At 69.6% G+C, this 20,644-nt stretch carries 22 protein-coding genes and 3 pseudogenes; 20 read left to right on the top strand and 5 right to left on the bottom strand.

The annotated features are described in order from the left end of the window. Window positions 1-565: 565 nt before the first annotated feature. The 7 genes and pseudogenes from ACGFYY_RS38540 to ACGFYY_RS38510 all read left to right on the top strand — a co-directional run bounded on the left by ACGFYY_RS38540 (window position 566) and on the right by ACGFYY_RS38510 (window position 4,365). Window positions 566-1,096, top strand: a complete 531-nt coding sequence (locus tag ACGFYY_RS38540; protein ID WP_393716829.1) for a hypothetical protein — start codon at window positions 566-568, stop codon at window positions 1,094-1,096. Further along, window positions 1,093-1,674, top strand: a complete 582-nt coding sequence (locus ACGFYY_RS38535) for a class I SAM-dependent methyltransferase (protein ID WP_393716827.1) — start codon at window positions 1,093-1,095, stop codon at window positions 1,672-1,674. Before ACGFYY_RS38540 ends, ACGFYY_RS38535 begins: the two co-directional genes overlap by 4 nt. Before the next feature lie 29 nt (window positions 1,675-1,703). Beyond that, window positions 1,704-2,087: pseudogene (locus tag ACGFYY_RS38530) on the top strand (class I SAM-dependent methyltransferase); the annotation flags it as partial. A 15-nt stretch (window positions 2,088-2,102) separates the two neighbouring features. After that, window positions 2,103-2,252, top strand: a pseudogene (locus ACGFYY_RS38525) (transposase); the annotation flags it as partial. A gap of 185 nt (window positions 2,253-2,437) precedes the next feature. Continuing rightward, entirely contained in the window at window positions 2,438-2,806 is a 369-nt protein-coding gene (locus ACGFYY_RS38520; RefSeq protein WP_393716825.1) for a hypothetical protein, read from the top strand. 368 nt (window positions 2,807-3,174) lie between these two features. Beyond that, window positions 3,175-3,891 (top strand): hypothetical protein, encoded by a 717-nt coding sequence (locus ACGFYY_RS38515; RefSeq protein WP_393716823.1) that lies wholly within the window; start codon window positions 3,175-3,177, stop codon window positions 3,889-3,891. Between the two features lie 249 nt (window positions 3,892-4,140). After that, window positions 4,141-4,365 carry a hypothetical protein gene (locus tag ACGFYY_RS38510; protein ID WP_393716821.1) on the top strand — a complete coding sequence of 75 codons (225 nt, stop codon included), beginning with the start codon at window positions 4,141-4,143 and terminating at the stop codon, window positions 4,363-4,365. Window positions 4,366-4,651: 286 nt separating this feature from the next. Here ACGFYY_RS38510 and ACGFYY_RS38505 read toward each other — a convergent pair whose 3' ends face one another. Further along, entirely contained in the window at window positions 4,652-5,071 is a 420-nt protein-coding gene (locus ACGFYY_RS38505; RefSeq protein ID WP_393716819.1) for a TIGR03618 family F420-dependent PPOX class oxidoreductase, read from the bottom strand. Between the two features lie 908 nt (window positions 5,072-5,979). On the opposite strand from ACGFYY_RS38505, the gene ACGFYY_RS38500 reads away from it, so the two are divergent. From ACGFYY_RS38500 to ACGFYY_RS38490, 3 genes are read left to right on the top strand one after another with little or no spacing between them, the layout of a single operon-like run. Next, a complete protein-coding gene (locus tag ACGFYY_RS38500; protein ID WP_362846178.1) occupies window positions 5,980-6,327 on the top strand; it encodes a hypothetical protein in 348 nt (115 codons plus the stop codon). Further along, window positions 6,327-7,436 carry an MAB_1171c family putative transporter gene (locus ACGFYY_RS38495; protein WP_393716817.1) on the top strand — a complete coding sequence of 370 codons (1,110 nt, stop codon included), beginning with the start codon at window positions 6,327-6,329 and terminating at the stop codon, window positions 7,434-7,436. Before ACGFYY_RS38500 ends, ACGFYY_RS38495 begins: the two co-directional genes overlap by 1 nt. Window positions 7,437-7,462: 26 nt before the next feature. Beyond that, entirely contained in the window at window positions 7,463-8,638 is a 1,176-nt protein-coding gene (locus ACGFYY_RS38490) for an amidohydrolase family protein (protein WP_393716815.1), read from the top strand. Window positions 8,639-8,675: 37 nt separating this feature from the next. Here ACGFYY_RS38490 and ACGFYY_RS38485 read toward each other — a convergent pair whose 3' ends face one another. Continuing rightward, the gene (locus ACGFYY_RS38485) at window positions 8,676-9,530 is read right to left on the bottom strand and encodes a helix-turn-helix domain-containing protein (protein ID WP_393716814.1); all 855 of its coding nucleotides are present in this window, start codon (window positions 9,528-9,530) and stop codon (window positions 8,676-8,678) included. Between the two features lie 566 nt (window positions 9,531-10,096). On the opposite strand from ACGFYY_RS38485, the gene ACGFYY_RS38480 reads away from it, so the two are divergent. The 10 genes and pseudogenes from ACGFYY_RS38480 to ACGFYY_RS38435 all read left to right on the top strand — a co-directional run bounded on the left by ACGFYY_RS38480 (window position 10,097) and on the right by ACGFYY_RS38435 (window position 18,429). Then, window positions 10,097-11,173 carry a hypothetical protein gene (locus ACGFYY_RS38480; RefSeq protein ID WP_393716812.1) on the top strand — a complete coding sequence of 359 codons (1,077 nt, stop codon included), beginning with the start codon at window positions 10,097-10,099 and terminating at the stop codon, window positions 11,171-11,173. Then, complete coding sequence (locus tag ACGFYY_RS38475) at window positions 11,170-11,925, top strand: ATP-binding protein (protein WP_393716810.1); 756 nt, start codon at window positions 11,170-11,172, stop codon at window positions 11,923-11,925. The genes ACGFYY_RS38480 and ACGFYY_RS38475 overlap by 4 nt, the downstream gene beginning before the upstream one ends. A 154-nt stretch (window positions 11,926-12,079) precedes the next feature. Next, window positions 12,080-12,796: a WhiB family transcriptional regulator gene (locus ACGFYY_RS38470; protein ID WP_393716808.1), complete on the top strand. Its 717-nt coding sequence runs from the start codon at window positions 12,080-12,082 to the stop codon at window positions 12,794-12,796. Further along, window positions 12,793-13,269, top strand: a pseudogene (locus ACGFYY_RS38465) (DUF2637 domain-containing protein); the annotation flags it as partial. The gene ACGFYY_RS38470 and the pseudogene ACGFYY_RS38465, both read left to right, overlap by 4 nt. 968 nt (window positions 13,270-14,237) lie before the next feature. Beyond that, window positions 14,238-14,429, top strand: coding sequence for a hypothetical protein (locus tag ACGFYY_RS38460; protein WP_393716806.1), 192 nt, complete (start codon window positions 14,238-14,240; stop codon window positions 14,427-14,429). A 101-nt stretch (window positions 14,430-14,530) separates the two neighbouring features. Continuing rightward, complete coding sequence (locus tag ACGFYY_RS38455) at window positions 14,531-14,764, top strand: hypothetical protein (RefSeq protein ID WP_393716804.1); 234 nt, start codon at window positions 14,531-14,533, stop codon at window positions 14,762-14,764. 104 nt (window positions 14,765-14,868) lie between these two features. Continuing rightward, a complete protein-coding gene (locus ACGFYY_RS38450; protein ID WP_393716802.1) occupies window positions 14,869-15,396 on the top strand; it encodes a plasmid mobilization protein in 528 nt (175 codons plus the stop codon). Window positions 15,397-15,411: 15 nt separating this feature from the next. Beyond that, window positions 15,412-17,151, top strand: coding sequence for a relaxase/mobilization nuclease domain-containing protein (locus tag ACGFYY_RS38445; protein WP_393716800.1), 1,740 nt, complete (start codon window positions 15,412-15,414; stop codon window positions 17,149-17,151). Between the two features lie 80 nt (window positions 17,152-17,231). Continuing rightward, window positions 17,232-17,654 (top strand): hypothetical protein, encoded by a 423-nt coding sequence (locus ACGFYY_RS38440; RefSeq protein ID WP_393716798.1) that lies wholly within the window; start codon window positions 17,232-17,234, stop codon window positions 17,652-17,654. Between the two features lie 85 nt (window positions 17,655-17,739). Next, entirely contained in the window at window positions 17,740-18,429 is a 690-nt protein-coding gene (locus ACGFYY_RS38435) for a hypothetical protein (protein ID WP_393716796.1), read from the top strand. A gap of 143 nt (window positions 18,430-18,572) precedes the next feature. On the opposite strand, the gene ACGFYY_RS38430 is transcribed toward ACGFYY_RS38435, so the two are convergent. The 3 genes from ACGFYY_RS38430 to ACGFYY_RS38420 all read right to left on the bottom strand — a co-directional run bounded on the left by ACGFYY_RS38430 (window position 18,573) and on the right by ACGFYY_RS38420 (window position 20,643). Beyond that, complete coding sequence (locus tag ACGFYY_RS38430; protein ID WP_393716794.1) at window positions 18,573-19,481, bottom strand: hypothetical protein; 909 nt, start codon at window positions 19,479-19,481, stop codon at window positions 18,573-18,575. Between the two features lie 91 nt (window positions 19,482-19,572). After that, on the bottom strand, window positions 19,573-20,145 hold the full coding sequence (locus ACGFYY_RS38425; RefSeq protein ID WP_393716792.1) for a DUF317 domain-containing protein: 573 nt from the start codon (window positions 20,143-20,145) through the stop codon (window positions 19,573-19,575). A gap of 201 nt (window positions 20,146-20,346) precedes the next feature. Then, on the bottom strand, window positions 20,347-20,643 hold the full coding sequence (locus ACGFYY_RS38420) for a hypothetical protein (protein WP_393716790.1): 297 nt from the start codon (window positions 20,641-20,643) through the stop codon (window positions 20,347-20,349). Window position 20,644 lies beyond the last annotated feature (1 nt).

The following is a 20,644-nucleotide window of genomic DNA, read 5'->3' as shown; positions in this document are numbered from 1 at the left end:
GGCTGCGTTCAGGGAGAGCGATAGCACCGCGTTACGCCTGAGCGTGCCAGCCTCCTGCGGGGGTCTGTACGGTCTCCGGCCCTGTCTCACATCCGGCGGTGACGGAGAGTCATCGAGGTATGCGCTGGTCGAGAAGGTGGATGTTCATCCGGGCCAGCTGTCTCCCCTCCCGTACGCCCGGAGTTCCGGGGCGCTGAACGAGGGGCCGAACTGGGAGAATCGCTGCACGTGACGATCGTGGCGGTACGTCACCACCAGATGTGAGACAGCCCGCAGGCTTTACAGACCCGCACCCGAGAAGCAATCACAGAAGCGTTGAAACGAAGCATCCGATCCATACTTGGCGACGACAGCGCAGGGTGCCCGTCAGGGGCCGCCAGTCGCTCCCGACGGGCGGCGAGAACCTCCCCTCAGGTCCCCCGGGTTGGGCAGTACGTGATGTCCGCCACAGGCAGCAGCTGGGAAAGGGACACGATGGCTCGCCGTAACGCGACACGAGCCCGGGGCTCGGCTCCTGCGTAAAGCGACACGACGTGCGGGGGACACGGCCTTTGCCGAAACAAACTTGCTCGACCGGCTCGGCGCTTCCCCGACCGCGTTCGGCGTGATCATGGGCATCGGCGGTGCCGGCGGCGTGGCCGGCGCGCTGCTCGCGCTGCGGATAGCCGCCCGGATCGGCATCGGCCCCACGATCATCGTGGGCTTCGCGATCAGCCCCCTCGCCCAGGTCCCCCTGCTGTGTGCCGGGCCCGGCCTGCGGTGGCAGATCGTCCTCGCCGTGACGCTGGCCGGGCAGTTGTTCTGGGCGGTGGCGGCGGGGACCAGCCAACGGTCCCTGCGCCAAGCCGTCTGCGACCCCGCCTTCCAGGGCCGGATGCAGTCCGCCAGTACCACGCTCACCGCCGGCATCCGGCCGCTCGCTGCCGCCACCGCCGGCGGCCTGGTCCTCCTCCTCGACGTCCGGGCCACCCTCGCCGTCGGCGCGCTACTCCAAGTCGTCCCCGTCATCCTGCTGCTCGCCTCCCCCATCCGCTCGTTGCACAAGATCCCTGCCCGCGCGGCCATGCCGCCCGCCCGCGAAGAAGCCACCTCATGACCACCGCGCCCACCACGGCCGCGACCTACTGGGAACCGCTCTGGTCCCAGGGCCGCCGCTACCGGCAGCCCGACGACGCCGAACACCGGCTGCTCGACCAGCATCTCGGCGCCGGCCACAACCGCACGGCCCTCGACATCGGTTGCGGCGACGGCTCACTCGCCCGGCGCCTCGCCGACCTCGGCTACCGCACGACCGGCATCGACTGCTCCCCAACCGCCATCGCGCTCGCCGCGGCCCAGAACCCCGGACGCGGCCGCGTGCCCGCCTGGCAGCGCCTGGACTTCACCACCGACGACCTCACCGCCCTCCCGGAGCCGGCGTACGCGGTCATCACCTGCCGCCTCGTCTACCGGTGGATCGACGACAAGGCAGCCTTCCTCCACCGCGTCCACCGCCTCCTGGTACCCGGCGGAGTCTTCTGGGTCGTCGCCGAGATCGCTGGCCGCAGGAAGAGCACCGACCCGCTCCAGAGCCTCGGGATTACCCCGGCCGATGCAGAGCTCCTCACGGCGGGCTGGTCCGTCGTCCGCACCCACGACCTTGACGTCCTCCGCTGCTACGCCCTGCGCCCCTGACCCATCCCACCCTGCTGGAGCACACGTTGATGGACATCGAGAAGCAGACCGCCGAAACCTGGACCACCTACGGCGCACACCAGCTCACCACCCGCCCGGACCTGCCGGAGATCGAGCGGTGGGACTGGGGCGTCACCGACACCGGGCCCGACATCGAGAGCCTCGGGAACGTGGAAGGGCTCCGCGTCCTCGACCTCGGCAGCGGAACGGGCCGGCACGCCGCCCGCCTGGCCGCCCTGGGCGCCGACGTCACCGGTGTGGACGCCTCCCCGACCCAGCACGAGCGCGCCGTCACCCGATACCCGAACACTCCCGGGCTCCGCTTCGTGTGCGCCGACGCCGTCGCCCACCTGCAGGACGCAGCCCCCTACGACCTCATCTACTCCATCAACGGGCTGCCGTTCCTGGACCCCCACCGGCTCCTGCCGGCCCGTCCCGCAGCCGCACCGAAACCGGGCAGGCCCGGCCCCGGGCGACCGCCCGGCAGCCGCAACCAGTACAAGGCCCGTATCCAGAACGTCGGCAAGACCGTAAAACGCGCCGAAACGATCAAGGAACACGAACAGCAGCGAGGTTAAACGTCAAGCTAAGCAAATCAGCCTCGCCGCCGCCGAACAGAAGCTCACCGCCCTGCGTGACCTCGCCGCCTGGCACCCCACCGTCCACCTCGGCACGTCCTACTTCCGCAGCGTCATCGCGCGCGTCGGGTCCGAGCAGCCAAACGGAGATGCGAAGCAGCAGTGCCAAGGGCTAGAAAGAGGGGATGACCGCCTTCCTCTGTTCCAAGTGCGGCACCGCGATCACACCGCAGTTGGCTGAGCTGGCCGCCGTCCCCAACGTCTCCGACGACGAACATGACCGGGACAAGGACACACGCCGGGCACCTTCCACCGTGCCGCAGGGCCACTACGTGATCGATGCCGAACCCTGGGGGCCTCCCTACGTCGTGCAAAACGATCAAGAAGACCCGAGGCCGGCGCAGTCCCGAGGGCTGCTGGTCTCTGGTGAGGAGGGCCTTTGTCATCTCAGCTGGCGTTCGGGGCACAGTGCTGATGTACCCAGAGGACGCCCCCGACCTTCGGCCGCTGCCCAACTGGGAGAACAGCAGCGGCTGCTGCGGGCCTACCGGTAACGAAGGACTCAACCGTGCCTGCTCCTGCGGTGCCGCGGCCGCAACGCTTGCGGCCGACTGCTTCGGGCCCTACGAACTGCACCTCGACCCCGTTCGAACCTACGCGTTCTCCCAGTAGGCTCGCGGAACGGCCGCCCCCGGAGCGCGACACGGGTGCACGGCCGGGACGGCACTGACCGCGCAGGGTGTAGCCCTGGCCCCGCCATACGGACACCCTTAGTCGACGCGGCGCGCTCGGCGGGCTCTGGCTAGGTGGCGCGGAGGAGGCCCTCACCACGGATCCCTGCGAAGGCCTGGAACTGGTACGGGGAGTCGGGCACGATGGCGCCGGGCAGAACTGGGGGGGAGCTGTGGGGTCTCGTCGACTGGTGGCGCGTATCGGTGCCGCCGTCTTATTGCTGGTCGCGGTGGTCTGGGCGGTCATCGTGCCGGGGGTGGGGACGTGGATCGCGGCAGCGGTCCTGGCCGGGCTCGCTTCCACTCTCGGCGGGCTGGTGACGCGTGGCGCGGACCGGGTCCTTGCGCGCGGCCGTGACGCCATCGTGGCCGCGACGCCGGCCTCTCCGATCGTCGTGGAGGCCGTGGAGCCGTACGGCAGGAACAAGCACGTCGGCCCGATTCCCGTGGGAAGGGAGGAGCGGCTGAACTCTCCGGGCTGGGTGACGGAGGCGGTGGCAACGGGCGTGGACCTGACGATCGAAGCCACCGTCGAGCGCGCCGTGATCCTCACCAGGCTGGAGGTGCGGGTGGAGGCGCGGTCGCGGCGCCCGCCCGGCAACCTCGTGGCCCCGCCGGATTCCGGGATCTACGCGAGGCCGATGGAACCGGAGGAAGCGCGCACCTTCCTGGTCGACCTCGGCGAGGCACGGCCCACGCCACAGCAGGACGAGGGCGTCCCGAGCTTCCCCTACTCCGTCTCGCATCTCGATCCGGAGCGGTTCTGCATCCGCGCGTTCCTGGACAGGCCAGGCGACGTCACGTGGCGTGTCGAGATCCACTGGCGGTGCAACGGCGAGTCAGGGGTCGTGGTCGCTGACAACGAAGGTCGACCTTTCCGGCTCGTTCGGACTCTGCCCGCTCGGTGAGGCTCGCCCCAGCTGGGAGCGGCCCTCAGGGCGGAGACCCGCCGGCACCGAGCGCACCCGCTGTTCCAGGGCCCGGCGGATGCCAGTCCCTGCCCGATCTCCTTCCTTCGCGTCGAAGCGCACGCCGAGGAAATCAGGGACGCCGCCGCCGACCTCGCCGCATTCGCCACAGCGTCCTCCGCAGCCGGGGCGGGATGCGGAGGAGCCGACGAGTGAGGTGCGGGGTGCGGGGCGGCCTGCTCGGCCTTGGTGTCGTTCGGTAGCGCGACGATGGCGGTGAAGCGGCTGGTCCGCTCGACCAGTGCGGCTATCGCAGACGGCCTTGGGATGGGGCTGCTGGCCACCGGAGCCGCCGTCTACCTCTCCCTGGTCCACCCCTCGACGGCCGGGCCGCTGGGAGTGGGGGCGACTGTCCTCGGCGCGCTGGCCGGCGCCGGGGGCGCTATTGCTCGCGCGATCCGGCACTGTCGCTGACGCGAGAACTGGGAGAAGCCGCGGGTATGTCCTTGCTGGGAGTACGCACCGCATACGGCGATGGCGAGATTGCCTGGGGCGCCGCGGTTTCTGGACCACATCAGCGATGAAGCCGATTGCCTGTCCAAGTAGCCCTAGAATCCCGGGGTTCCACGGATTACCCTCACGGATCACGCCCCGCCACCGAGTCGGGAGCGCCGTCACGCGACGGAAGAAACTCCGAGATCCCGCTAGGGAATAGCGGCATGCCGCTGTCACCTAAAGCGAGAGTCCGGGCAACTTCACTTCACGGACGTGATGGGATCTCCAACATACCCATGGTGCGCACAGGGGTTATCTCCACCAGCACGCGCTCAGAGTCTGGGGCGGGGCGGCGACCATAGCGATCCGCATATCGGTCGACAGCGTTCGAGACTTCATCGCCTGCGGTTCGAACCTCTGCCACGCCCTCGATGGTCAGCCACCTAGGGCCCGCTACCTGCGATACCGCGACTCGCGCCTCACCTGGGAGGGCAGCAAGGATGTTGGCAACTTTCACGCTACTCTTTCGCGTGATGACACGCGCGACGCCCGCCTCGTGGTCGTAGGTCACCCCAACAGGCACCACATGCGGAGTTCCATCGGAACGCAACGTGGTCAGCGTGGCCAAGTGGTATTCAGACCAGAAGCTCGCAAAGGCTTCAGTTTCGGTGATCGCGGTAGCCATGGCGCCAGGTTAATTCACTTCTGCATTCACGCGGGTGCGACCTATGTCACGCAAATCAAGATCATCAAGAAGGGTTCCGATTTGCCTGAATTGCGCCACCCCGACAGGACGCTCCACGGGCGCTTCGTTTCGGATCCATAACGAATCTACCGGCGGGTACTTTCCGCGAACCTGTCAACCTCGCAAGTGAATAACGGCAGGTCAGATGGCGCTCATGGCAATGCATGCCATGAACGCGGTTGATCAAGTAGACACTTTCGATCTTGAATGGCTTTAGAGCCCTATTGGCCCGCCCGAGACTACTGATCAACCCGCTCCGGGAATGACGTACGGTTCGATCAAGCGGTCGGAATCGCTGGTTCCGCGGGGCTTGCCTTCGCGAACCTTCCGCCGCCGGACCATGTGGGGGATGTGTCCCCCGCAGGGCCCCTAGCGTTAGCCCTGCGGAGCCGCCGGGCGGAAAGCGCTCGCACGGTGCAGGGGCGCGGTTGACCGACCGCGAACCCCACCCGTCAAGCAGTAGGAGCAAAGCCGAGCCGCATCCCCACTGTTGTGGCATCCGCCTCGGATTTCGAACATACGAACGATGGTGCCAGTGTCTTTCGTCGTCTCCCGCAGGGTGTGACGGAGGACTACAGGCTGACGAGGGACCTATGTGGTGGCGAACCGGGGACACGCGTTCCCACAGCAACACCGAGCGCCGGGTACGTCCCTGGCCTCTCCGCCGACCGGGAGCCTTGACCCCTGCAGGGCGGGCGGACCGAGTGGCGGACCGGCAGCTACGTAGGCGTATACGCCTGGAGCTCCAAGAGCTGGGCGTCCAGCCGCCGCTGCGCATCGACGAGCTTCGGCTCGCGTTGGCGGCCCAGCGCGGTCGGCCCATTCTGATTCGACGGGCGCCGCTACCCATGCCGGGACCGGTGGGGCTCTGGCTCGACCTCCCGGACGCCGACGTCATCGTCGTCCAGGAGCGCACGACCCAGCTCCATCAGGACCACATCATCCTGCACGAGCTATGCCATCTGAAGGCCGACGGGCCGCAGGGTCACCGCTGGGAAGACCTCGCGTCGGGAGTTGGAACGGAGGGCGGGCAGCGGTGCTCGTACCTCGACAAGGAGGAGTGTCAGGTGGAGAAGGCGGCCACGATCATCATGGAGTGGGCGTCCGTCCTGGAGCAGGTCGGCCCTCCGCCGGCATCCGATCCGGCCGTTCGCAGTGTGAATCTGGCCCTGGGTGACCGGCAGGGGTGGCTGTGATGACGATCCTTTTCCTCCTCATCCTGGCTGCCGCCGTAGCGTGGAAGGTCTACCAGCTCACGAAGGCGCCCAGGGACGGCGCCCTGCGCTCCGTCACCCTGTGCCTCGTGTGTGCGGCCCTGTCCTATCCGGTAGCCATGCCGGGCGGCGCCAGCGGCGTGGACACGGTTGCCGGCCACGGCGCGGCCAAGCTCATACAGAACATCCTGCTGCTCGGCACGGTGTACTTCCTGATGTGCTTCTACCTCTATTCATCTGCCGACCGGGCAACGAGTAGGCGGCGAGCACGTCGCGAGGCCATCCTCGTTCTCGTCGTAGCAGCCGTTCTCGTCGTCTCGGCCACGACGGTGCCGCACGAGGTGTTCGCCGGATCCTTCTCGTCGGCGGACATGACGATCACGCAGCTCGCCGCGTTCTACGGCGTCGCCGGCCTGTATCTGACCTACACCCTAGGTGCCGCTGGCATCTGGACGGTCCGCTACGCCCGGCTTTCGCCGCGCCCGCACTCCACCGGTCTTTGGATCACGGCGGTCGGGCTGCTGGCCATGGCCGCTGCCTGTGCGGTCCGGGCAGTCTTCGTGGCCGCGCGTTGGCAGGGCGGCACCGTTCCGAAGGGCCTGATGGCCTCCGTCGCGATGCTACTGGTCCTCTCCATCCTCCTCTTCGTCGTCGGCGTCTCCTACTCCGGTGCCCGCAGCCGCCTGTCGGCGATGCGGGTGTGGCGGCAGCACCGCCGCGGATACCGCCGCCTCGAACCGCTCTGGGGTCTGCTGTCCGACCGGTTCCCCGAGACCGTTCTGGCCTCTCGGCCGACGGTGCTCGAAGCATGGGGTGTGCGTGGCGTACACCGTCTCTACCACCGCCGCGTGGTCGAGTGTCGGGACGGGCTGGTCCGCATCAGCCCGCTCATGGGCGACCTGACCACGGAGGAACTGCTGTCTATGGACACGGCCGTCCTGGCCAACCGCCTGCGCTCAGCAGCCGCCGCAGACGTCCACGCGTCCGAGGAGGCCCAGCCGGTCATTCCCCTGGCTGTACCCAAGGTCGATAGCGCGGGCGCTGACGCCGCCCACCTGTTTGCCCTTTCCGACGCCCTCCGCGCCGCCTGACCATCTTTCACGGAAAGAGAACCCTGATGCTGATCACAGCTGGCCGCATCCTCACCGGAGACGCCGACGTAGCCGACGGCGCCGTACTAGTACGGGACGGCATCGTCACGGCCGTCGGCCCGCGCGCCGACATCGAAGCCCAGGCAGGCAGTGGCGAACCGCGCCAGGACTTCCCGGATTCCACCCTGCTGCCCGGCCTGATCGACGCCCACGTCCACCTCGTCTTCGATGCCGGCGCCGACCCTGTGGCCACCATGCAGGAAGCCAGTGACGAGGATCTGCTGGAGGGGATGCGCAAGCGGGCCGACCAGCTGCTGGCTACCGGTGTCACCACGGCCCGCGACCTCGGCGACCGGGGAGGCCTCGCGCTGCGCCTCGCCCAGGAAATCGCCGCCGGCTCCGCGCCGGGCCCGCGCATCATCGGAGCCGGGGCACCCGTCACTCCGCCGGGCGGACACTGCTGGTTCCTCGGGGGCGAGGTCTCCAACGCCGACGAAGCCCGTGCCCTCGTACGCCGCAATGTGGCCGACGGTGCCAAGGTCGTCAAGGTGATGGCCGGCGGCGGCGGTCTCACTAAAGGCGGAGCGCCCAGCTGGAAGAGCCAGTTCGGCGCGGAGGAGCTCGCCGTCGTCGTCGAGGAGGCGCACCTGGCCGGCCTGATGGTGGCCGCGCACGCGCACGGCACCGACGCCATCACCGACGCGGTGGCCGCCGGGGTCGACACCATCGAGCACTGCACGTGGATGACCGAGGACGGCTTCGACCTCCGCGAGGACGTCCTGGCGCAGATCGTCGAGAAGGGCATCTACGTCTGCCCGGCCGTCAGCCCGCACTGGCGGATGCTCCCCCGCTTCTTCGGCGAGGAGAAGGCCGCCGCCATGTTCGCGCTCGTACAGCGGATGGCCGAGTCCGGAGCCCGCCTGATCGCGGGCACCGACGCCGGTGTCCAGCGCGCCGGGTTCGACGGGATCGTCGGCGCCCTCGGCTTCTACGAGCACCTGGGGGTCTCCCGAGACCGGATCCTGGCCATGGCCACCAGCGAAGCGGCGGCAGCCCTCGGTGTAGGTGACCAGACCGGCCGTATCGCTCCCGGCTACAGCGCCGACCTGCTCCTGGTCGACGGCAACCCGCTCGAAGACCTGTCCGCTCTGAGCGCGGTGCGCGCCGTCTTCACCAACGGCCGCCAGCACCAAGCCGCGTAGACATCGCAACGACCAAGCGGGGCTTCGCCCGGCGCCGTTAGGCGCTGGGCAGGCCCCGCTCTTCGATTTCCGCGACGATGTTGTTGATCAGGGCCATGACCTCGGTGGGCAGGCCCTCGGGTCCCATCTGCCTGCCCTTCAGCCCGCGGATCCTGCCGGCCTGCACGTTCGCGAGCAGAGTCAGTCCCTCGGCGACCTGCCTTTTGACCACGTCGCGGCTTCGGAAGAAGAGTGCGCTGACGCCGAATGCAGCCGACAGCCCCTCCAGCACCGGTGGGGACGCCTCGGTCACCTCGCCGTTCCGCAGGTCCGCGACACCGGCAGCGGAGATCACCTGGGCACCGACGTAGGCGTTCACCGCACGGGCGATCTCCGCGTCCGAGGGTGGCACGCTGTCGTCGTCCGGGTTCTCCAGGAGATACCGCATCTTGTCGGCGAGGCTCGTGGGCATCTCGGGGTGGGGCTCGGGAACCTCCACTCCGAAGGACCGTTCCTGTGCTGCCATCAGCTGCTCGACGCTTACGTCATACGCCTTGGCCAACGGCTCGACGTAGACGCCCGAGAGCCGCCGCTTGGCCCGCTCCGCGTTAGCCACCGGCCCGGCAGACTTGGTGCCCAGGAGCCCCGGGACCTCGTTCTGGAAGAACCCGGCATCGGCCCGCAGGTCTGCCAGAGTGGGCAGACCATCACGCGGGAACATGGCATCGAGCGGCTGCCCCAGCGCCCGGGCGAGAGCTGGAAGCCTCTCCGGATCCGGGTGGCTCGTACCCTTCTCCCACGCGGTCACGCTGGTCGCGTGGACTCCCACGGCGGTAGCCACGGCCTCCTGCGTCAGCTCGGCGGAGCGACGGAGCGCGCGTACACGCTGTCCATCGAAGATACGTGCCGGCATGCCCCTCCTCCTTTCCGTCCTGTCCTAGGTTCACTGTATTCAGGAAACCTAGTTTTAGCCACTTGTGCGGTTCGACGAACGCAGATAACTTCGACTCGACGAACGGTACCGGCCGCCGACCAGGCCGCCTAGCCCTCGTGACTGTCTTGCCACCCGAGGGATCGGCGCTGGTCAGGATGCACGTCGTGACCTGTGAGGAGTTCTAGAGCGAAGTCTAGGTATTCCGGCAGGTTCTACGTATGTTCGTCGTCGCCCGCCGGTCACCAGGCCCGGCGGAGGACTCGGAGGGGGGGCTGGATGCGCAGCGGATGGACCTTACGGACTGGCTGAGCCAGGAAACAGCGACGGCGCCCGAGAGCGGGAACTCTCAGACGCCGGACGCTTCTGGCAGCACAACCGCCCACGAATGAGCGGACAGCCACCCAACATCGCCGAACCGGACCTTCTCACGGGCACACCGGTACGGCGGGTCACACCAGAGGAGAGTGTCGCATGGCGACCGCCCTGCGCAAAAGACCGGAGCATACGGCCGACCCCGCAACCCGCGATCAGGGGGGTGTCGCCTAATGGCCCGCATCCGCACGATCAAGCCGGAGATGTTCTGGTCGGAGGACCTCGCTGCGTGCGACGTCACCGCGATGGTGACCTTCCAGGGACTGCTCACGCAGGCCGATGACAGCGGGCGGTTCCTTGCACACCCGGCGATCATCGCCGGACAGGTGTGGCCGCTGCGTATCGAGCACACCCCCGCCCATGTGGCCAGGGACCTCGACCAGCTGGCTGCCGTCGGCATCATCTGCCGATACACCGGGTGCGACGACAAGGACTACTTGCACGTCGTGAAGTGGGACAAGCACCAGAAGATCGACCGACCCTCCGCGTCGCGCATGCCGCGGTGCCCCACGCACCAGGCCGAGCGCCTGTGCAGCGAGTGCGGTAGCGCGGCCTGCCCCGCTTCCCCCGCCAAGGCGTCGGCGCCGACCACCGCAGTCGGGCTTGCCGGTATCGCCTCGCAGGATTCGACGAATACTCGTCGAGTACTCGATCAGCCGGTTTCGCCCGATTCTGCGCCTGCGGCGCAACCGGACCCCGCACCCGTCGGCTTCGGTACCGCCCCGCGATCCGCTCCGAAGGCCCCCCAGGAACCACATTCCGACCTGCCGGGAGAAACCGCAGGTCAGAAGGCACTCGATGAGGGCTCGACACAAATACGCGAGGGCTCGTCGTCTGGATCTAGGATCTTGGATCCTGGATCTGTACCTACGGGGCGCGAGGCGCCAGCACTTGGCAGCGTCTCGGAGAAGGTGTCCGCGAAGGATCTGGTGGCCGAGTACGTGAAGGGCTGCCGCCAGAAGCCTCCGAGTGACATACGCGGCCTCCTGGGCCGGAAGATCAAGATGCTCCTGGACGAGGGCTTCGCGCCCAGCGACATCCGAGCCGCCATGGACCTGCTGCGGGACAAGGGCCTGCACCCGAGCGTCCTGCCGAGCCTGGTGAACCAGGTCGTCAACGCCGCGCCGCAGCACGCAGGCTCCCCGCAGTCCTCCGCCTCCGGCGCGGGGCCCTGGGCCAGCACCGGATCCGCCTACACGCCCTACTTCAATCCGGCGCCTGCGCCCACCACGTTCGGAGGAAGCCTGTGACCCGCTACCGTCTCGCCGACCCGCAGCCCGCCTTCGACCGCCTGCAGGCCCGCCTGGCCGCCCGCCTCACCGAACGCGGGATCGACGCCAACGCGCCGGCACTGCCGGACACCCCCGAGCCGATACCGGCCCTGGAGGCCGCCCAGCGGCGCATCCCGTACGACTACCGGGAGGCCTTCGCCGATCACCCGGCGGTCGCAACCTGGGTGCGGACCATCGCGGAGGCGGCGACCGCTCCGAACGCCGATGACCACAACCCGCACTGGGGCAGCGGTGGGCGCCGGATGATCGCCCGCGGCCCCTCACTGCTGCTGTGGGGCAACACCGGAGCGGGCAAGACCCGCCAGGCGTACGGGGCGATCCGCTCGCTCACCGCCGCCGGGTGCGCGGTGCGCTGGCACGCGGTCAAGGCCGTGGACCTGTTCGGACAGATGCGTCAGCGCAGCGGCGTGGACGTCGAGTGGCTTCTGCGCGACATCGTCCGCATGCCACTGCTGCTCTTGGACGACCTCGGTGCCGCTAAGTCCAGCGAGTGGAACGAGGAGATCACCTTCCGCCTCCTGGCCTGGCGCGGGGAGAACCACCTCCCCACCCTCATCACCACCAACTACGCCCCGGTGCGTACCGAAGTGATGGACAAGCACCAGCCGGTGCTGCGGGACAAGGTCGGCGACCGAATCCTCTCCCGCCTGTCTGGTATGTGCACACCGGTGCATTTCGACGGCCCGGACCGCCGCTTCCTGCGCGCCTGACCGACTCGCCCTCCTTCCTCTCCCCTTCCGGCGCGGCCCCGTAGCCGCTCCCCCTGCCCTGCCTCACCGTCGAGCCGCACCCACACCGCTTCACCGCCGGTGTGCCGCGCTGCCCGCCCGCCGGCCCATGAGGCGTACCCGGAGAACCATTCCAATGCGCTACATCACCACCAACACGCCTCCCACCGGCCTCCACGGCGTCGCCGACATCAGCTGGCACGCCCGAGCCGCCTGCAACGGAGTCGACCCCGCCACCGCGGACGAGCTGTTCTTCCACACGCCCAACGACGACTACGCCATCGCGGAGGCGAAGGAGATCTGCAGCTGGTGCCCGGTCCGCCGCGAGTGCTTCGGGTACGCCCTGGACAACGAGACCAAGGAGGGCGTCTGGGGCGGCCTGACCGAGGCCGAGCGCGCGACCTGGCACGACCAGGTCGAGAACCGGCTGGACTACAGCCGGGTGAAGGCCGCGATCGAAGGCCGGGACGTCCAGCTGAGCCGACTGGAGCGCAAGACCCTCACCCGCTACGCGAGCGCCCAGGGTTGGAGCCCGGCCCGGCTCGCCCACACCCTCCAAGTCGGTGTCGAGTGGGCTCGCGACTTGCTCCGGGTGGAGGCCCGCGCCATCGAGAACCGTGACTACGACAACGTCTCCTCGGATCCCAACCCGGCCGAGACCGCCCGGCAGGCCGCCCTCGACGGACAGCAGCCCCCACGCGCCGGCCAGGCCCACGACGGTGACGGTCCCGAGCGCGACCGCACCCTTCCCCGCAAGACCAGGCGGGGCAAGGTCGTCAAGCAGAAGCCGAGGCCGGTGGCCCGCCAGGTGCAGACCCAGGCCCTGATCAGCAGCCTTCGGGAGGCCGTGTGACCTCCGGCAACACGGGCCCCAGGGCCGCGAAGAGCACGGAATCCGCCGAGCGGTTCACACTCGCCGCCGCCGGGGCCGTCATCGCGGCTCTGACCGGCGCCGCCTTCTGGCTGTCCTACGCGCACCTCGCCGAGGTCGCAGGGCAGCACGGCTTGGCCAAGTCCCCCGAGCGCCAGTGGGCCTGGCCCGGCACGCTGGATGCCTTCATCGTCATCGGCGAGCTGCTGATGCTGCGGGCAGGACTGCGGAAGGTCACCGACTGGTGGGCCGTAGCCCTCACCACGATCGGCTCGGTCGGCTCGATCGCGCTGAACGTCGCCGGCGTCAGCGGGACCGGCAGCGACCCGGTCCCCGTGCTCGACTACGTGGTCGCCGCCGTCCCGCCCACTGCCGCATTGCTGGCCTTCGGAGTTCTCATGCGGCAGATCCACCAGCACGTGGCCGCACCCCTAGCCCCAGCGGATGAGACTCCGGTCCCGGCGAGCGCCGCCGGGACCGGAGTGGGCGGAGACACGAGCGACGGAGACCAGCCCTCCGCACAGTTCGGGGACGGCGACGGGACCGTGGTCCCGGCGGGCGGGGACCAGCACGCCGGGGACCGCCGGAACGGGGCCCGCGTCAGCACGGTCCCCGCGCAGAGCCTCGGTCCCCGAACGGTCCCCACCGGCGCCGATACGAGCGAGCGGGGGACCGTCCCCGAACTGGGGACCAGGGACCGCCACAGCGGGGACCGTCCCGCCACGGTCCCCGAACAGAAGCATGGTCGCCACACGGTCCCCGTCCCGCCCGGGGACAGTCCCGAGGGGACCGTCGGTCCCCGAACTGGGGACCATGCGGGGACCCTCCCCCAAGCGGGGACCGGCAACGGTCCCCGTACGGTCCCCAATCCAGTCCCCAACACCAAGGCCGTCAAAGGGGACCGACTCGGGCGCGGGCCCGCAACCGCGCGGAACAGCGGCGTCAGCGGGGACCGTCCCCGCCACGACCGCACCTCCTCGGTCCCCGGGACCGGGGAACGGCTGGGAACAGTCCCGGGGACCGACGCCGACGGTCCCCGTCCCCACCCCGCACCGGACAGGGACCGGGACACTGCTGGGGACCGTGAAGGGGACCGGAGCAGCGCCGACCCCGAGGACCCGCCGGCGAACCCGCGACGGGGACCGGTCCCCAAACCGAAGCGGGTGAAGGGGACGCGTGTGCCGGAGCACCCCCGCACCGAACGGGGACCGCAGAACCGTCCCCGCCTCACCGAGGACGAGATCGTCGACCGGCTTCGCCCCCACGTGCGGACCGCACTTGAACGGGACGGCAACGAAGCGGTCACCCGCGTGCAACTGCGAGCGATCATGCGCGCCCAGCAGATCCCCATCCGCAACGACCGTCTCACCACAGTCCTCGCCCGACTGCGCGACGAAAACAACACCCCGACAAGGAGCCGCCGATGAAGACATGCCCCCGCTTCACCCGCATCCGCACCGACTTCGAGCGGGACATCCACTACCTCGGCAACCACGCCGCCCGCCACCCGGGCACCACCCCGGCGAAGACCAGCGCCCGAACCGCGCTCGGCACCAAGCAGCGGATGGCCGAAGCCCTCACACGGCACTACGCGCACTGCCCCGAATGTGGATGAACTCCACATAACCACAGGGCAACCGCCTGTGGAGCCCCGCTTCTCTCCAGGCGGCCCGGCCAGACGCCGGGCCGCCGCCCACCCCGGAAATGGAATCCATCATGTCTGCATCGACCCCTCCCAAGCCTTTCTCCCAGAGCCTGATCACCCATTTCATGCATTCGTTCCTCGAGTTCAACTTTCTCCACTCGGCTGTTGAAGGCCCTGACGGCCAGTGGTTCGTCCAGATCTCGCCCACTGAGCGCATCCATCACCTGACCGACAGCGAGGACGCCTTCGAGTTCATCGGCGACATCCTCGCGATCGTCGACGAAGCCAACGGGCCCGCCCTGTGATGAACCCGCTCATTCCCCATGACCCCGAGAGCAGTTCGCCGAACTCCAACCCGACCTCAGGGCGAGCAAGTTATCGGCCAAGACACTCTTCCCCGTCGGGGAAGGTGTCTTGGCCAGAGCCCGCCCCGGGGGTGGCGGGTCCGGACCAGCGCCGGGGGGCACTGGTCCGGGAGGCAGCGACCGAGGGCGGACCGCAGCCGGAGGAGAAGCAGACACCACCACGCCGACAGCGCGCCGCACCACGAAGTTCCCGCAAGCGCTCCCCCAAGCCTCCGTCCGACAAGCGAGTTCACGTCTGCAGCGTCCGCCTGAACGACGACGAGAAGACCTTGCTGTCGAGCGCCGCATCAGCAGCGCACACGTCCCTGCCGGCCTTCCTCGCCCGCAGCGGCATGGCCGCCGCCCACGACATCGACAACAGCGCCGCCGCGATCGCCGGCCACCGCGAGACAGTCTCGGAACTGTTCGCCGCGCGCCGGCATCTCGGCCGCGTCGGCAACAACCTCAACCAGATCACCCGCGCCATCAACTCCGGTGACCAGCCCGAAGAACTGGAAGCGGTCCTCGGTGCCGTCCGGCGGGCCGTGGACCGCGTCCAAGCCGCCACCGACCGCCTGCTGAACCAGACCTAGAAGGACACCACCGTCATGATCCCCAGGATCCACAAGCGTGGGAAGCGCACCATCGGCCTGCTCGCCTACCTGTACGGGCCGGGCACGCACGAGGAGCACACCGACCCTCACCTTGTGGCGTCCTGGGACGACAACGCCCCCGACCCCGGGCGCGATCCGCAGGCCACCTTGAAGCAGCTCCAGCACCTAATCGACCAGCCCGTGCAGAACGCCGAAGAGGACAGCCGCCCCACCCAGCATGTGTGGCACCTGTCCGTCCGCAACGCCCCCACCGACCGGATCCTGTCCGACGAGGAGTGGGCGGACGTCGCCCGGCGCATGGTTGCCTCCGCCGGGATCGACGACCCGGACCAGGGCGCGGGATGCCGCTGGGCTGCCGTCCGGCACGCCGACGACCACATCCACATCATCGCCACCCTCGTCCGCGAGGACGGCTACAAGCCCGACCTCGACCACGACGCCCAGCGGGTCCAGGACGAAGCCCGGCTCCTGGAGGCCGAACTCGGACTGCGCCGCCTCAACGCCGGCGACCGCACCGCAGCCCAGCGGCCCACCAGCGCTGAGCGCCACAAAACCGAGCGCGAGGACCGCGAGCGCACCCCGCGCGAGGAGCTCCGCGAGACCGTACGCCGCGCGGTGGCCGGCGCCAGCAGCGACACCGAGTTCTTCGACCGGCTCGCAGCCTCCGGCCTCCTCGTCCGGCAGCGAATCGCACCGTCCGGAGACCTCATCGGCTACACCGTCGCCCTGCCCGACGACCGCAACAAGGACGGCGACCCGGTGTTCTACTCGGGGTCGAAGTTGGCCCCCGACCTGTCCCTGCCGCGCATCCGCGAGCGATGGGCAGGCACGGAAACGCCCGGCCAGGACGGCGACAGCATCACGGCTGACGCACCGCTGCGGTCTGTGCCCGGGCCCGCCACGGCACGGCGGGCCGCGACCACCGCCGCGTGGCAGGCGGTCCTGGTGTTCGACAGCGGTGACGACGAGGTCATCGCCGCGCACATCGCGGCGGCCGGCGAGGTCCTCGACGCACTCGCCAAGACCTCCGCCGCCCACACCCGCAAGGAACTAGGCGAAGCGGCATCCGCGTTCGAGCGGGCGTCGCGCTCCCACGTCCGGGCCGCACGGGGGCACGACCGCGCCCTGCGCCAGGCCGCCCGCGACCTGGTCCACGGCGGACCGGCCCTCGGCCGCGGGGAGGACGGGGCGAGCACCGCGATGCTGATCGACATGGCGTTCTTCCTCGTCACCGCCGCAGCGGCCTGGCACGGAAAGAAGGAGCACGCACAGCAGGCCGCTGCTGCCCTCCAGGCCGCCGAACACCTGCGCACCGCCTACCAGGCCGCAGCCGGACACCCCATGGCCGTACTCCACCAGCGGGGCCGCCTCCTGCCCCCGGCACTCCAGCGGCGGCAAGCCGCCTACCTGCGCGCGGCGGTGCCGGAGCTCGCCGAGCAAATCTTGGCCGAGGCCGGTTGGTCTGCGCTCGCCGCTACCCTCGCTGACGCCGAAGCGGCCGGTCATGATCCGGCGGCCCTTCTCGTGGAGGCCTCTGGGCGGAGGGAGTTGGGGAGCGCCGAGTCTGTCAGCGACGTGCTGGTGTGGCGGCTGCGCCGTCTGGCCGGACTGCCCGCCGACGCTTCCGCAATGCCGATCCACCAGAGCGGTTCCGCCACGAAACCGTCGCGTTCGCACATATCTGGCCCGACTGGTCCTGTGCGGGATACCCGCGACCCAGTCCGTGGGCATTGAGCGTTTCTAGAATGGAACGACGACAAGGGCATGGTGCACCATCTATGGTGCCCGGCAGGACAACGACGAGGGGGGACCTCATGTTCGGACGCAATCGCGAACGGCGGCAACAGCGCGAAGCCCAGCAGCAGTGGGAAGCATGGGATGCCGTGCACGTCGAGCCGCCGCTTGGCCCAGCCCGCCAGGGGCCGGCGGCCGGGCTGGTCGTGGGCGACTTCCTGCCGCCCGAGCTGCGCCTGCCGACGCGCGAGGAACTCGCCGGGATCCTGATGGCCCACGACAGTCCGCTCGTGCTCGACGGTGAGGTCCGTGTCTGTTCCGACTGTGGCGCGTACCGCAAGTGGATCGTCGTCAGCACGAACGACGGTTTGTGGCTGCGCTGCTCCGCCGGCCACGAACAGGTAGAGCCCCGGCTGGACGCGGCATGGTTCAACCGCACCAGCGGGCCGTACACCGGCCAGCACTCCACGTACGAGGAATGCCTGCGCTTCCTCGGCCACTGACCGACCCCTGCCACCCATCACGCCGGAGGAAGGCCCCACGAGGGCACCGGCAGTCAGACCCGATCCACCACACCAGGGGTTCCACATGCGTATACGCACCATCATCACCGGCTTGACCGTCGCCACCTCCCTCGCCCTGTCCGGCTGCTCCAAGAGCTCCCCCGCAGGCTCCGCCGCCATCGTGACGCCAGCGGGGCAGCCCAAGTCCGGCGCTGCGGCGGCCAGCACCCCGCTGTCCTCCGCCATGCTCGCCGGAAGGCTCCTCACCGCGGCTGACCTCGGACCCGACTACACCCTTAAGCCCGAGACGACCTCCCGTCACGACGACGTGACGGTGATCGGCTGCCCCGCGATGGAACAGCTCGGCGGGGACGCCGTCGCGGGCGGGACCCTGGACTTCCCGAACAAGGCGAAAGCCACGTTCGCCTACAGCGGCGGCAAGGGCTCCGAGGTCTCCGAGGAGCTCTACAGCGACACCGCACCGAAGCTGAGCGCAGGAACGGCACGGATCTTCGACGCGATGACGAGCTGCCCCGTCTACCAGATGGTGATCGGCAGCAGGCCCGTCAAGATCACCACGCAGAAGCTGGCGGCCCCCGCCCTGGGCGAACAGGCCTGGAGCCAGATGCTGACCTTCACCGCTGGCGGGCAGGACACCATCATCAAGCAGACCGCGGTCCGCATCGGGTCCGTCCTGCTGATCGTCTCCGGATCACCGGCCCTGGTCGACTCCCACGCAGAGAAGGCCCTCTCCAAGGCCAGTCCCGCACGCTGATCGCGTCTCGCATCCGGCCCCGCCGCTCCTCCCGGACCGGCGGGGCTGACCTGTGCAAGGGGGTATCGCCGGGAGTACACGTAAGGCCCGGTACCCATCTCCTCACGGAGTGGGTACCGGGCCTGACAGGGCCACTCGGCGCGTTACGCCTTGCGTCGCTGGGCGGGCAGGGCGACCGTGCCGCCGTCAGCGAAGCGGCGTTGAATGCCGAGGAGCCGGTCGCGGTGGACGCGGGTATCGGTGATGCGGTCCTCGCCCGGCAGGTAGACGACCAGGTCGATGTGGCTGTCGTGGCGGTGCCGGGCTACGGCGACGACGTGGTGGACATCGCCACAACCGGAGAGCGTGTAGCGGTCGCCCGGCTCCAGGAGCCACGCCCGGTCCTCGAAGGCGCCGTGCACGTCCGCGTCCCATGCTGCCGCGTGCGCGCGCAGCTCGGGCAGGATGTACATCTGGCGGTAGGTCTCCTCCTCCGCCCACAGGCGAAGGCAGGCAGGGCATTCGTGTGCCCCGGGTGTCCGGACTACCGGCTGTTGTTCGCCGCAATAGGTCTGGCCGGTGGCACCGTTACGGCGGTGCCCGAAGGCGAGGGGTCCGGCACCGTGGTGCGTCCACAGCAGGCTGTCCTCGCCGTGACAAGGCTCGACTGCGGGAAGGGCGAGCTCACCGGCACGCTCTCGCAGGGCGTGCAGGGTCCGGGTGAGACGCGCGCAGTTGGCGCAGGGCCTCTTGCTGGTGGAGCGGCGGCGGTCGAGGGCCTTGCCGCAGTAGCCGAGCAGGTGGCCCGGGATCGGCCGGTGGGCTGCTGCGCTTCTTCCGGCACCGGCCGCCGGCCGGGCTTCGGCGTCGCCGGAGTGGGGTGGGGCCGTCAGAGCGAGGAGAGCACGTGCGCAGCTCTGGCAGGTGTGGTGGGCCGTGCCCTCGCCGATCGGGGCGAGGGCGGGCGAGTGAGTGGCACACACCGTCAGGTAGTCACCGTTCGGGAGCACAATGCCGTAGTGGGCGACGCCGATGGTGCGCCCGGTGGAGAGTCGGATCAAGGTGCAGGGCAAAGGGGCTCCTTGCAGTTGGAGAATGGGGCACGCAGATGGGGCGGCCGTCCTCACGGAGAGGGACGGCCGCCTTCTGGAAGGTTGGGTCGGGTCAGCCGGGGAGGCTGAAGGTGAGGCGCCCTGCGGCGAGTTCCGGCAGGATGCGGCGCCGCACCGGGGCGGGTGAGGCGATCGAACCGGCGAAGGCCGCGACCAGGTCGTGCGGGGTGCTGGCGCTGAAGGCCGCGCACCAGAGGTAGGGGCGGCCCAGGACCGGCTCGGCCCACGCCTGCCAGCCCACAAGATCCGGGCGCGGATCTCCGTCCTGGATCCCGGCCGGCAACTCTCCCCAAGTGAAGCCGGCGGATGTTCCCGCGTCCCAGGCCGTGGTCTCCGGCTGGTCGACGTCGCAGAGCCAGCCCAGAGCCGTCAGCGTCGACATGACGCTCTCCGGACCGCAGTAGTTGACGACGGGGTCAGTGCGCGCCCCGAGGGCGAGGAGGAAGTCGGCAACGGCCTCGTGAGGGGTGCCGGGGGTGAAGTACGCGTTCCACTCGGCCAGCGCGCTGCCGCGGTGTGTGCGTGCGGAGATCTGCCACGCCAGGGGTAGGCCACCCAGCAGGAAGGCGGGGTCGGCGCGGATCCACTCGGCGCCACACAGCCCGTTCGGGCTCAGGAGGAGCATGGTGCTGCGGGCGGTCGTCCAGCTAGCCCAGCCGGACTCGGCGAGGGTCTCGCAGATCCGGTCGGCGAGGACGCCGTCGTCGCCGGCGAGGTGGCGGGGCGTGACCCAGCAGGACGGGCCGGGGTCGGGGTTGGACGGGTAGCGGGAAGAGCGGGGGTTCAGGGGCGCCTCCAGGGCAGTTCGGAACAGGGGGACGACGAGCTACTGGTCTCCGGTGGCAGTTCGGCGCCGGCGCGGCGGGGCCTCGCTCGGCTCGTGCCACGTCAGATCAACTGCTACGGACTTGGGGACGGGGCCGAGCTGCTCGCCGCGTTCGGCGAGGTACACCACGGTCCGGCCCTGCGGGTCAACGTGGGAGACGATGGCGCCGGCAGTGTGCTCCATCGGGAAAAGCGGGTTGACGGCCAGCCGGAAGATGGCGTCGCGGTCGAAGGCGGCGAGCCGGTCGATGATCTCGCCGACGGTGCACTCCGCGTCCAAGGTGGTCTCCTTCGTCATG

The sequence above is a fragment of the Streptomyces sp. NPDC048331 genome (assembly GCF_043201215.1).
GTDB lineage: Bacteria > Actinomycetota > Actinomycetes > Streptomycetales > Streptomycetaceae > Streptomyces.
This window is presented reverse-complemented; position numbering and strand designations above follow the sequence as displayed.